Source organism: Mesorhizobium sp. WSM4817 (assembly GCF_055811135.1).
Genome location: NZ_JBVVQQ010000005.1, coordinates 83348 through 95273, shown reverse-complemented (window position 1 = coordinate 95273; position 11926 = coordinate 83348). Strand labels below are relative to the sequence as shown.

9 protein-coding genes and 2 pseudogenes are annotated in these 11926 nt (G+C 63.0%); 10 read left to right on the top strand and 1 reads right to left on the bottom strand.

Annotated elements, in window-relative coordinates; translation table 11 throughout:
• Positions 1-69: 69 nt before the first annotated feature.
• From ilvN to AC0L2K_RS09180, 8 genes and pseudogenes are all read left to right on the top strand, one after another.
• Entirely contained in the window at positions 70-645 is a 576-nt protein-coding gene (ilvN, locus tag AC0L2K_RS09215) for an acetolactate synthase small subunit (RefSeq protein ID WP_091594244.1), read from the top strand.
• A gap of 150 nt (positions 646-795) precedes the next feature.
• Complete coding sequence (locus tag AC0L2K_RS09210) at positions 796-1392, top strand: LysE family translocator (protein WP_473531181.1); 597 nt, start codon at positions 796-798, stop codon at positions 1390-1392.
• Between the two features lie 166 nt (positions 1393-1558).
• A pseudogene (locus AC0L2K_RS09205) lies at positions 1559-2787 on the top strand (efflux RND transporter periplasmic adaptor subunit).
• Positions 2784-5575 (top strand): annotated as a pseudogene (locus AC0L2K_RS09200) (efflux RND transporter permease subunit). The pseudogenes AC0L2K_RS09205 and AC0L2K_RS09200 overlap by 4 nt, the downstream one beginning before the upstream one ends.
• A 65-nt stretch (positions 5576-5640) precedes the next feature.
• The gene (nthA, locus tag AC0L2K_RS09195; protein ID WP_023798807.1) at positions 5641-6246 is read left to right on the top strand and encodes a nitrile hydratase subunit alpha; all 606 of its coding nucleotides are present in this window, start codon (positions 5641-5643) and stop codon (positions 6244-6246) included.
• Entirely contained in the window at positions 6243-6902 is a 660-nt protein-coding gene (gene nthB, locus AC0L2K_RS09190; protein WP_473531180.1) for a nitrile hydratase subunit beta, read from the top strand. Before nthA ends, nthB begins: the two co-directional genes overlap by 4 nt.
• Complete coding sequence (locus tag AC0L2K_RS09185; RefSeq protein WP_473531179.1) at positions 6889-7287, top strand: nitrile hydratase accessory protein; 399 nt, start codon at positions 6889-6891, stop codon at positions 7285-7287. Before nthB ends, AC0L2K_RS09185 begins: the two co-directional genes overlap by 14 nt.
• 134 nt (positions 7288-7421) lie before the next feature.
• Positions 7422-8549: an ATP-dependent DNA helicase gene (locus tag AC0L2K_RS09180; protein ID WP_473531178.1), complete on the top strand. Its 1128-nt coding sequence runs from the start codon at positions 7422-7424 to the stop codon at positions 8547-8549.
• A gap of 58 nt (positions 8550-8607) precedes the next feature.
• Here the strand turns inward: AC0L2K_RS09180 and AC0L2K_RS09175 are convergent, their stop codons facing one another.
• Positions 8608-9012 (bottom strand): SpoIIAA family protein, encoded by a 405-nt coding sequence (locus AC0L2K_RS09175; RefSeq protein ID WP_287247364.1) that lies wholly within the window; start codon positions 9010-9012, stop codon positions 8608-8610.
• A 112-nt stretch (positions 9013-9124) separates the two neighbouring features.
• On the opposite strand from AC0L2K_RS09175, the gene AC0L2K_RS09170 reads away from it, so the two are divergent.
• Entirely contained in the window at positions 9125-9865 is a 741-nt protein-coding gene (locus AC0L2K_RS09170; RefSeq protein WP_473531177.1) for a pyridoxine 5'-phosphate synthase, read from the top strand.
• Positions 9866-9968: 103 nt separating this feature from the next.
• Entirely contained in the window at positions 9969-11882 is a 1914-nt protein-coding gene (locus AC0L2K_RS09165; protein WP_473531176.1) for a potassium transporter Kup, read from the top strand.
• Positions 11883-11926 lie beyond the last annotated feature (44 nt).

Below are 11926 nucleotides of genomic sequence, written 5' to 3'. Positions count from 1 at the left end.
GCAGGGCTGTCGGAAGAAGCCGTGCGGAAACAGAAAAACAGCTCAAAGTTTGAAAACGAGATTCATGTCATGAACGCACAGCACCTTCAACCCACCGGTTCCGCCTACTTCATCGCCAAGGAGACGGAAAGACCGGAAATCCACACGCTTTCCGTGCTGGTCGACAATGAGCCGGGCGTGCTTGCCCGGGTCATCGGCCTGTTTTCCGGACGCGGCTACAATATCGAGAGCCTGACCGTTTCCGAAACCGAGCACGAGAAGCATCTGTCACGCATCACCATCGTGACGCGCGGCACGCCGCATGTGCTGGAGCAGATCAAGCACCAACTCGAGCGCATCGTGCCGGTGCACCGTGTCGTCGACCTCACCGTGCGCTCGCACGAGCTCGGCCAGGAACGGCCGCTGGAGCGGGAACTCGCGCTGGTGAAAGTGGCCGGCACCGGCGAGGGCCGCGTCGAGGCGCTGAGGCTGGCCGATGCCTTCCGCGCCAGCGTCATCGACGCCAACACCGAGCATTTCATTTTCGAGATCACCGGCAAGGGCTCCAAGATCGACCAGTTCATCGCCATCATGAAGCCGCTCGGCCTGGTCGAGATCTGCCGCACCGGCGTGGCGGCGATGAATCGCGGCCCGCAAGGGATGTGATCATCCGGCGCTTTGGGTCCAGTGCTCTGGCACCGCCTGTATTTGTTCTATCGGCTTGATCCTGACCTTCTGGCCCGGCTGCCGCCGTAAGCTGGCCTTTGTGCGTCTGAGGTAAAAGGACAATATTGCTGACCTGCTTGGGAGAAGCCAATGACCCTCGATGCGTTCCTTGCCCTGCTGGTCTATGCCTTCGTGACTTCGATCACACCGGGTCCGAACAACTTCATGCTTCTGGCTTCCGGCGTGAATTTCGGTTTTGCCAAAACCATTCCGCACATGCTGGGCATCAGCATCGGCTTCCTCGTGCTGTTGCTTGCCGTCGGCTTCGGTCTTGGCGCGGTGCTGACTGCGTTTCCGGTTCTCCACACCGCATTGAAGATCGCTGGCGGCGTCTATCTGCTCTATCTCGCCTGGAAGATCGCCATGTCGCGTTCGCTCAGCAGCAAGGGCGAGACCAAGGCGCGACCGATGCGCTTCATCGATGCGGCAGCGTTCCAGTGGGTCAATCCCAAGGCGTGGGTGATGGCGATCACCGCCATGGCCGTCTATGCCGTTCCGGAGCATCCGTTTCTGTCGGTGGCGCTGGTTTCGATAGCCTTCACCGTCGTCAACCTGCCGAGCGTTTCGGTGTGGGCAGGTTTCGGCACGGCGCTGCGCGGTTTTCTGTCGGACCCGGTGCGGCTGAGATGGTTCAACATCGCAATGGGCGTGCTGCTGGCAGCGACGTTGTGGCCGATGCTGCGGTAGCTGCCGTTTTACTGTGCAATGCACATTAAATCTTCGTAATCCCGGGTTTTGGCCCTTTTTTGCCCTCGGCGCCCTCTACCTATTTGGTGAAACCGCGGCACGAGGCTGCGTGTATCCCAAGACATGACCACCGAACCACGGCGTGTCGGATGGAAGGTCTTTGACGATGCGTGGAAAGATCGTGCTTGCGATGCTTGCGGTCGCCTGCCTTGTCACGGCTGGGCTCTATCTTCGCCCGCGGCAACGGACAAGGCCCGGCAGATGCTGTCAGCGGGTCAGGCGCCTGACAAACCGGCGGCCGCCGCGAATGCCGCACGTGCGACCGCGGTGGTTGCCGCCACCGCTTCGACGGCCGATTTCCCGATCCGGCGCTACGCTATCGGCTTTGTATCCTCGCCCGCCGTGGTCAGCGTGAATGCGCGGATCTCGAGCCAGATCACATCGATCGCCGTCAAGGACGGGCAGATGGTGAAGGCCGGCGACCTTCTGTTCTCGCTGGACGACCGCGCGCTGAAGGCGCAACTGGCCCGTGACCAGGCGACGCTCGCTAAGGACCAGGCGCTGCTTGCCAGTGCGACGGCCGATCTTGAGCGTGCCAAGGCACTTGTCGCCAGGCAGGCCGGCACGCAGCAGACCTATGACCAGGCGATCGCCGCGCAGAAGTCCGCTGCGGCCACGGTCGATGCCGACAGAGCAACGATCGAAGCGGACGAGGTCCAACTCGACTTTGCCACGATCACGGCGCCGATTTCCGGCAGGCTGGGTGCGGTCAGCGTCGCGATCGGCGATCTCGTCACCACCAACAGCGGCAGCAGCACGTCGACCCCGCTGGTGACCATCACCCAGATGGACCCGCTGCGGGTGAACTTCAATCTTCCGGAAAGCGATCTTGCCCTTTTGCACAAGGCGCTGGCGGCGCCAGGGCAAGGCGCAGTCACGCTGACCAGGGACGGCGACCCGACACCGATCGGCAAGGGGACCCTCGATTTCGTCGATTCCAGCGTCGACACCGCCTCCGGCACGATTGCAGCGCGGGCCAGCGTGCCCAACCCCGATCTTTCGCTGTGGCCGGGCCAGTATGTCAATGTCGTGCTCGATTCCGGCATCATGCCGCAAATGACCTCGGTTCCCACGGTTGCGGTCCAGCCAAGCCAGAAGGGGCCGTTCGTCTATGTGATCAAGCCCGACAACACGGTGGAGGTGCGGCCCGTGCAGGTCGCACTGACCGAAGGCGACAACAGCGCTATCGGCGAGGGGCTGAAAAGCGGCGAAAATGTCGTCGTCGAGGGCCAGGCAAAGCTGAAGGACGGCGCGCCGGTCCGCGAAGGCGATGCCGTTGATCGGGCGCCTCCCAGGGTTGCCGAGGCTGGCAAGGCGGGCGGGACGCGGCCATGATCTCCGAATTCTGCATCCGCAGACCTGTCGCCACCCTGCTCATGTCGTTTGCGCTCGTGCTGGGCGGGCTGTTCGCTTACAGGTTCCTGCCGGTGGCCGCTCTGCCGAGCGCCGAGTTTCCGGTGGTCAATGTCTCGGCCTCGCTGCCCGGCGCCTCGCCGGAAACCATGGCGACCTCGGTGGCAACGCCGCTGATCAAGCAGTTCACCACCATCGCCGGCATCGATTCGATCTCGACCACCAACGCGCTCGGCTCGACCTCGATTGCCATCCAGTTCGTGCTTAACCGCGATATCGATGCGGCCGCCGCCGACGTGCAGGCGGCGATCGCGCGAACGCAACGGCAATTGCCGCCCGAGATGACCAGCCCGCCGAGCTACCGCAAGGTCAATCCGGCCGATGCGCCGATCCTGCTGATGTCGCTGGTCAGCGACACGGTTCCGCTGACCGATCTCGATGCTTTTGCCGAGAATGTGATCTCGCCGTCGCTGTCGACGATCGAAGGCGTGGCGCAGGTCTCGATCTTCGGCCAGCAGAAATACGCGGTGCGCGTCCAGATCGATCCGATGGCACTCGCCGCACGAGGCATTTCGATTGACCAGTTGCAGACGGCGATCGCCTCGGCCAACAGCAACACGCCGCTCGGCGTGCTGCAGAACGACAAGCAGCAGCTGACGTCAGCCCGATGCCAACACCGTCGACGTTGTCGACCGGGTCAAGGCGATGCTGCCGTCCTTCCAGGATCAGATGCCGGCGGCGGCCAGCATCCGGTTGCTCAACGACCGCTCGACGTCGATCCACGAGGCGGTCGACGACGTGCAGTTCACGCTGCTGCTGACCATCGCGCTGGTGGTGATGGTGATCTTCCTGTTCCTGCGCCGGGTAACGGCGACGATTATCCCGGCGGTGGCGGTGCCGATCTCGCTGATCGCCACGCTCGGCGCCATGTTCCTGTTCGGCTTTTCCATCGACAACATCTCGCTGATGGGGCTGACGCTGGCGGTCGGTCTTGTCGTCGACGACGCGATCGTCATGCTGGAGAACATTTTTCGCCACATGGAGGAGGAGGGACTCTCGGCCTTCGACGCAGCCCTCAACGGCGCGCGCGAAATCGGCTTCACCATCATTTCGATCTCGATCTCGTTGGTCGCTGTGTTCATCCCCGTGCTTTTGATGGGCGGCGTGATCGGGCGCGTCTTCAACGAATTCGCGGTGGTGGTGACGGTCGCCATACTGGCCTCGATGTTCGTGTCGCTGACGCTGACGCCGATGCTGTGCTCGCGGCTCTTGTCGGTTTCGAAGGCTAAGCGCGAAGCAGCGCGGGGCGAAGGTCACAGGCACAATTTCTTCATGCGCGGTTATGACTGGCTGCTGACAGTTTGCCTGCGGCACAGGTTCCTGGTTCTTCTCGTCTTCATTGGGACGGCCGCACTGTCGGCCTGGCTGATCCAGACCTCGCCGAAGGGCTTCTTTCCGCAGGAGGATATTGGCCAGATTTCGGTGACGACAACCGCGCGCCAGGCTGGCCAATGTCGCCAGCGTCGAAACCTTCATGCAGCCGGTGCAGAATCTGCGGCTCGGCGCGCGCGCTTCGGCCAGCGCCTATCAACTCGTCGTGCAGGGTCTCGACATCGGCGCGGCGGACAGCTGGGCGCAGAAGCTCACCGACGCGATGGCCGCGGACCGTAGCGCCTTCACCGACGTCACCAATGACTTGCAGAACAACGCCCTGCAGGCGTCGCTGGTGGTCGACCGCGACAAGGCGGCGACGCTCGGCGTCGACACCGATACGTTGCGCTCCAGCCTCTATGGCGGTTTCGGCACCGAGCAGGTCTCGACCATCTTCGGTTCGGCCGACAGCTACGAGGTGATCATGGAGCTCGACCCGAGGATCGAGTGGTCGCCGGAAAGGATGCTGGCGATCAAGGTGAGGACGGCCAGCGGCAGCCTGGTGCCGCTCGGTGCCTTTGCCCGCGTCGATCGGACCGCCGGCGCCTTGACCGTCAATCAGCTCGGCCAGCTTCCGGCGGTGACCATTTCCTACAACCTGCCTCAGGGCGTCGCGCTCGGCGACAGCGTGAGCCGCATCGATGCGCTGAAGGAAAAGATCGGCATGCCGGCGACGATCTCGACCACTTTTTCGGGCACGGCGAAAACGTTTCAGGATTCGCTTGCCAACCAGGGCCTGCTGATCGCCGGCGCGATCCTGACCATCTATATCGTCCTCGGTATCCTCTACGAGAGTTTCATCCATCCGCTCACCATCCTGACCGGACTGCCGTTGGCGGTGCTCGGCGCGCTTGTTGCCCTGCGGCTTGCGGGGATGGACCTGTCGGTGATCGCGGTCATCGGTATCCTGATGCTGATCGGCATCGTCAAGAAGAACGGCATCATGATGATCGACGTCGCGCTCGAACTCAGGCGCGAGGGGATGTCGCCGCTCGAGTCCATTCACAAGGCCTGCCTGATGCGTTTCCGGCCGATCATGATGACGACGTTGGCGGCACTGATGGGCACGATCCCGATCGCGCTCGGCACCGGCGCCAGCGCCGAACTGCGCCAGCCGCTCGGCGTGGCGGTGGTCGGCGGCCTCGTCGCTTCGCAAGCGCTGACGCTGTTCGTCACGCCGGTCATCTATGTCTACATGGAGCATTTTTCGGGCTGGCTTGTCGGGCTGTGGCCGAAGCGCCGGCACGAGCAGCCACCTGTCGAGGCCGTCGACCAGCCGTCGCTGTTCGAGAACGGAGAAGCGTTGCAGGGCGAGCCGCACAAGGCGGCGGCCGAATAGAAGCCGACGGGCTGGCCCAAACCGCGGCGCTTGCGGTGGAACGCTTGCAGCCGTAATTTACGGCCATGTCCCACGATCATAATCACGACAACGAGCTTGATCCTTTTGCCGCCCGGGTGCGCGCACTGGAGACGATCCTCACCCAGAAAGGGCTGATCGATCCGGCCGCGATCGACGTGATCGTCGACACCTATGAGACAAAGATCGGTCCGCGCAACGGCGCCAAGGTGGTGGCGAAGGCGTGGGTCGAGCCGGACTTTGCCGTTTTGCTGAAACGCGACGCGACGGCGGCGATCGGCTCGCTCGGCTACACTGGCCGGCAGGGCGAGCACATGCAGGCCGTGTTCAACACGGCGGACACGCACAACCTCGTCGTCTGCACGCTGTGCTCCTGCTACCCGTGGTCGGTGCTGGGCCTGCCGCCGGTCTGGTACAAGGCGCCGCCCTATCGTTCGCGCGCGGTCATCGATCCGCGCGGCGTGCTCGGGGAATTCGGGCTGACCTTGCCGGCAACGACAAAGATCCGGGTGTGGGATTCTACCGCCGAGCTGCGTTACCTGGTCGTGCCGATGCGGCCGAAGGGCACCGACAGCTGGAGCGAGGAGCGGCTGGCGGATCTGGTGACGCGCGACGCGATGATCGGCACCGGACTGGCGCGGGAGCCGGCATGAACGGGCCGCAGGATCTCGGCGGGCAGATGGGGTTCGGGCCGGTCGCACCCGAAAAGGACGAGCCCTGTTTCCATGCCGCCTGGGAAAGGCGGGCGCTTGGCGTGACCTTGTGCGCGGGCGCCATGGGCGCCTGGACCATCGACGAGAGCCGGCATGCGCGGGAATTGCTGCATCCCGCAGACTATTATGGCTCCAGCTATTATGAGATCTGGATCAAGGCGCTCGAAACCTTGCTGAAGCGGCACGGCTTCGTCAGCGACCGCGATCTGGCCGCGGGCAAGGCGGTCGACGCTGCCGCGACGCCAAAGCGGGTGCTGAAGGCCGAAAACGTGCCGGCAGTGTTGGCCAAGGGCGGCCCATGCGACCGGCCGATCGCCGCGCCGGCCCGGTTCAAGGCAGGCGATATGGTGCGCACGAAAAATTTCCATCCGACCGGCCACACAAGGTTGCCACGCTACGCACGCGGCAAGCAAGGCGCCGTCGAGGCGGTGCGCGCTGGTTTTGTCTTCCCTGACACCAATGCACATGGCCAAAGCGAAAACCCGCAATGGGTCTATACGGTGGTTTTTGACGGCGCCGAGATCTGGGGCGAGGGCGCCGATCCGACGCTGACCGTGTCGATCGATGCCTGGGAGAGCTATCTTGAGCCGGCGTGAGGCGAAGTCAGCCACCGCCACGCTGCCGGCGGATGCGCCGGTATTCGCCGAGCCGTGGCAGGCGGAAGCCTTCGCCATGACGGTCGCGCTGCACGACAGCGGCCAGTTCTCCTGGAGCGAATGGGCGGACGCCTTGTCCGCCGAGGTCAAGCAGCCTGGTGCCGCAAGCGATGGCCACGATTATTACGAGCACTGGCTGGCGGCGCTGGAAAATTTGCTGTCGGCAAAAGGCGTTGCCGGCAAGGGCGACGTCGATGCGCTCGCTGCCGCCTGGGAACGCGCCGCGCATGCAACGCCGCACGGCAAGCCGATCCTGTTCGAGAACGATCCCAGCCCGACCGAAGGTCGCGGCGGCCCGACCGAGGGTCGTGGCCCGGCCGACTAGACCGTCTCGAACCGTGCTCGTTCTCTTTACGTTCTGATCTCTGCCTGATAAATTGCGTCATTGCAGGCGGTGCGGCCCGCCGCCGATGATCGTTGTGCCTTGTCTTTCCCTCGCGAATCCGGTCTCTCGCGCTGATGGAATTCTCTCCTCAACAGGACGATGCGCTGAAGGCGGTCGCCACCTGGCTCAAGACCGGAAAGCCGCAGCTGTTCCGGCTGTTCGGCTACGCCGGCACCGGCAAGACGACGCTGGCGCGCTATTTCGCCGAGCATGTCGACGGCCAGGTGCAGTTCGCCGCCTTCACCGGCAAGGCGGCGCAGGTGCTGCGTTCCAAGGGCGCGGTCAATGCCCGCACCATCCATTCGCTGATCTACCGGCCGAAGGGCGAGGAATCGGTGGCGGACGAGGTGACCGGCAAGACTTCGATGTCGCCGACCTTTTCGCTCAACCGGCAAAGCCCGATCTCGCGGGCCAAGCTCGTCGTCATCGACGAATGTTCGATGGTAGACGAGCAGCTTGGCCGCGACCTCTTGAGTTTCGGCACGCCGATCCTGGTTCTCGGCGATCCCGGCCAGCTGCCGCCGATCTCCGGCGGCGGCTTCTTCACGGAGCATGAACCGGATATTCTGCTCACCGAGATCCACCGGCAGGCGCGCGACAACCCGATTATCCGGCTGGCGCTCGACGTGCGCGAGGGCCGCGAGTTCATGCGCGGCGACTATGGCGCGGCGCAGGTGATCGGCAAGGAAGACGTCACCCAGGAACTGGTGCTGAAGGCGGACCAGGTGCTGGTCGGCACCAACAGGACGCGGCGTCGCTATAATCAGCGGCTGCGCGCGCTGAAGGGGTTCAATGCCGACTATCCACAGGCCGGCGACAAGCTCGTCTGCCTGCGCAACGACCCAGCCAAGGGACTGCTCAACGGTTCGCTGTGGAAGGTGATGACCTCGTCGCGCGAGACGATGAAACCCGGCATCAATCTGCTGGTCTCCCCGGAGGAGGACGATCCGGACCGCGGCGTCGCCAAGATCAAGCTGCTCAAAGCGGCGTTCGAGGACCCGGACGCCGACATTCCCTGGCAGCAGAAAAAACGCTTCGACGATTTCGACTATGGCTACGCGCTGACCGTGCACAAGGCGCAAGGCTCGCAGTGGAACGAGATCGTGCTTTTCGACGAAAGCTGGGCGTTCAAGGAAACCCGCCAGCGCTGGCTCTACACGGCAGTCACGCGGGCGGCGGAACGGCTGACGATTGTCAGATAGGCCGGTCGAGCAGCCCCCATGGACCAGGAATCTGGGACTGGCACGGGATCGACCTGCGTCAGCGTGGGGCCAGCGGTCTGGCGTCGAGCCATTCCCAGGCGGATGCTTCGTCCTTTGCCTCGAAATGCCTGAGTTCGACGGCTGAGGAAGCAGGCAGCACGCTCTGTGCGCTGGGTACCCAGTTCGGCTCGCCGAGCGCAGCGCAGCGGCCGACATGCTCCACGGCATGGGCCGTGCCCTGTTCAAGCGTTTCGTCCGACACATCGGCCCAATCGACGCCTTCATGGTCGATCAGGCGCACCAGCACATCGATTTTCGGGTGCAGCGCATAGGCCGCCTCCAGCAATCCGAACAGGTTTTCCGCATCGGCCGCCGTGACATGGCCGACGACGTCGATGGCGAACAGGTCGTCGCGGTCGGTGTCGATGCGGCGAACCGCCGGCACGTCTTCAAGATAATTCACGGGTCTTCCTCTTGCTGGATATTATACGTCCCTCTGGAACACCGGAAACCCCCTGTCTGTTCCCGCCAAAGGCGGTATAGATGGCCGCGATTATGTCCGGACCCGAGAAGCCATGCCTGCAAAACTCTCCGTCAATCTCAATGCCATCGCCATGCTGCGCAACCGGCGCGACCTGCCGTGGCCAAGCCTCATCGGGCTCGGGCGCCTGGCGCTGGCCGCGGGCGCGCATGGCCTGACCGTGCATCCGCGGCCCGACGAGCGGCACACCAGGCATTCCGACCTGCCGGAGATCAGGGCGCTGATCGACGACGAATTCCCCAAGGCAGAGTTCAACATCGAGGGCTACCCGAGCGAGGATTTCCTGGCGCTTGTGGAAAAGCACCAGCCGGAGCAGGTGACGCTGGTGCCCGACGACCCTACCCAGGCCACCTCCGACCATGGCTGGAACTTTGCCGCCGAGGCGGCGTTCCTGACACCGATCGTCAAACGGCTGAAGAAAGGGGGCTTGCGCGTGTCGTTGTTTTCCGACCCCGATCCGGCAGGGATGAACGCCGCGCGCGACACCGGCGCCGACCGGATCGAGCTCTACACGGGGCCGTATGGCAGCTTTCATTCCGATTCGGCAAAAGCGGCGAATGAGCTGGAAAGATTGGGAAAAACCGCGGATGCAGCACTTGCCGCCGGGCTTCAGGTCAATGCCGGCCACGATCTGGTGGTGAACAACCTGCCGGCATTGGCAAAACGCATCCCGACATTGGCCGAAGTGTCGATCGGACATGGGTTGACAGCCGATGCGTTGGAGTATGGCATGGCCGGTACGGTCAAAAGATTTCTGAAGGCTTGTGGTTGGTAGAGATGGAAGCCTCGCTTTGCGGACATGGCAGCCATCACGTTGGGGCACTTGATATTGCATCGCAGCAAGCGTAGAGCACCGCGCGCTTATCGGAGTGTCGTCCATGGCCCTTACCAACAGTGGTAGTGAGGCAGAACCAGTCGAACAATCCAGCCATCCTGAGGTCGAAAAGCACAGCACCAAGGTCCTGATGCTGGGCGCTCTCGGCGTGGTCTATGGCGATATCGGCACCAGCCCTATTTATGCGCTTCGCGAAGCACTGCATGCTTCGTCGGGCACCGATCCGCGCAGTGCCGTTCTGGGCATTCTGTCGCTGATCGTCTGGGCACTGACGATTATCGTGACCATAAAGTATGTCGCCTTCGTGCTTCGGGCGGATAACAAGGGTGAGGGCGGTACCCTGTCGCTTATGGCGCTGGCCCGGAAAGCCTATCCGGCTGGCTCCGGCATCATTCTTGTCATCGGTCTGTGCGGAGCCGCACTGTTTTTCGGCGACGCGATCATAACGCCGGCCATTTCGGTGCTGTCAGCGGTGGAAGGGCTGAGCGTCGTGACCCCGGCGTTCGATCCATATGTGGTTCCCATTACATTGGTGATTCTTGCCGTCCTGTTTGCCGTGCAGCGCTTCGGGACCGGCAGAGTGGCCTCGGTTTTCGGGCCGGTGACGGCGCTCTGGTTTCTGGCGATCGGCATTGCCGGATTGGTGCATATCCTCGACGATGTCTCCGTCCTTCTGGCAATCAATCCCTATTATGCGGTGGCCTACCTTGCCGAGGCCAAAGCGGGCGCGTTTCTCACCGTCGGCGCGGTTTTTCTGGCGGTTACCGGTGCCGAAGCGCTTTACGTCGATCTCGGACATTTCGGTCGCCGTCCAATCGTGCTGGCCTGGTTCTGGATCGTCTTTCCCTGCCTGCTGCTCAGCTATTTTGGGCAAGGCGCTTTCGTTCTTGCTCACGGCGGCGTGCCCGACAATCCGTTTTTCCAGATGCTGCCGGATTGGGCACTGATACCGATGGTCGGGCTCGCAACAGCCGCGACTGTCATCGCCAGTCAAGCCGTTATCTCCGGGGCGTTTTCGCTGACCCGGCAAGCGGTGCAGCTCAATCTTCTGCCCAGAATCGAAGTTCAGCATACTTCCGAGATGCAACTCGGCCAGATTTACATGCCGCGCGTGAACCTCCTTCTCGCGCTCGGCGTCATGCTGCTGGTCGTCGGCTTTGGCAGTTCGAGTTCGCTCGCTTCCGCCTATGGAATTTCGGTGACAGGCGAGATGCTGATGACGACGATCTTGCTGTTCGTGGTGATGCGGTGGCAATGGAAATGGCAGACCGCGCTCGCTGCAGCGCTGGCGCTGCTGTTTGGCACGATCGACACCGGCTTCTTCCTGGCGAATATCGTGAAATTCGTGGAAGGCGGATGGGTTTCAATCGCCGTGGCCTGCATCATGGGGCTGATCATGGGGACCTGGATACGCGGCAGCCGCTATCTGTTCGACAAGACGCGCAGGAACGAGATTCCGCTCGATTTCCTTGCCGCCAATCTGTTGAAGAAGAAGCCGCAGCTGGTGTCCGGCACGGCCGTGTTCCTGACCAGCGATCCGGTCAGCGCGCCGACCGCGCTGATGCACAGCCTGAAGCACTACAAGGTGCTGCACGAACAGAACGTCATCCTCTCGGTGGTGACGGCGCAGCAGCCTGTCGTGCCAGACAGTGACCGGGTCAAGATGGAAACGATCAACGATCTGTTCATGCGGGTGACACTGACCTTCGGCTACATGGAACAGCCCAACATCCCGCGTGCGCTGGCGATCTGCCGCAAGCAGGGCTGGAAATTCGACATCATGACGACCTCCTTCTTCCTGTCGCGGCGCTCGCTCAAGGCCTCACCCAATTCCGGCATGCCGGTGTGGCAGGACAAGCTGTTCATCGGCTTGGCGCGCACGGCAGCCGATGCGACGGAGTATTTCCAGATCCCGACCGGACGTGTGGTCGAGATCGGAACGCAGGTGGCGATTTAGAGCCGCTTCGTCGCGATCCTTCGCGCCCCCCTCTGTCCTGCCGG

What these genes read in the sequence shown, in the direction of transcription:
- ilvN (WP_091594244.1), top strand. Translation starts at nt 70, where the DNA reads ATGAACGCACAGCACCTTCAACCCACCGGTTCCGCCTACTTCATCGCC.
- AC0L2K_RS09210 (WP_473531181.1), top strand. Translation starts at nt 796, where the DNA reads ATGACCCTCGATGCGTTCCTTGCCCTGCTGGTCTATGCCTTCGTGACT.
- nthA (WP_023798807.1), top strand. Translation starts at nt 5,641, where the DNA reads ATGTCCCACGATCATAATCACGACAACGAGCTTGATCCTTTTGCCGCC.
- nthB (WP_473531180.1), top strand. Translation starts at nt 6,243, where the DNA reads ATGAACGGGCCGCAGGATCTCGGCGGGCAGATGGGGTTCGGGCCGGTC.
- AC0L2K_RS09180 (WP_473531178.1), top strand. Translation starts at nt 7,422, where the DNA reads ATGGAATTCTCTCCTCAACAGGACGATGCGCTGAAGGCGGTCGCCACC.
- AC0L2K_RS09170 (WP_473531177.1), top strand. Translation starts at nt 9,125, where the DNA reads ATGCCTGCAAAACTCTCCGTCAATCTCAATGCCATCGCCATGCTGCGC.
- AC0L2K_RS09165 (WP_473531176.1), top strand. Translation starts at nt 9,969, where the DNA reads ATGGCCCTTACCAACAGTGGTAGTGAGGCAGAACCAGTCGAACAATCC.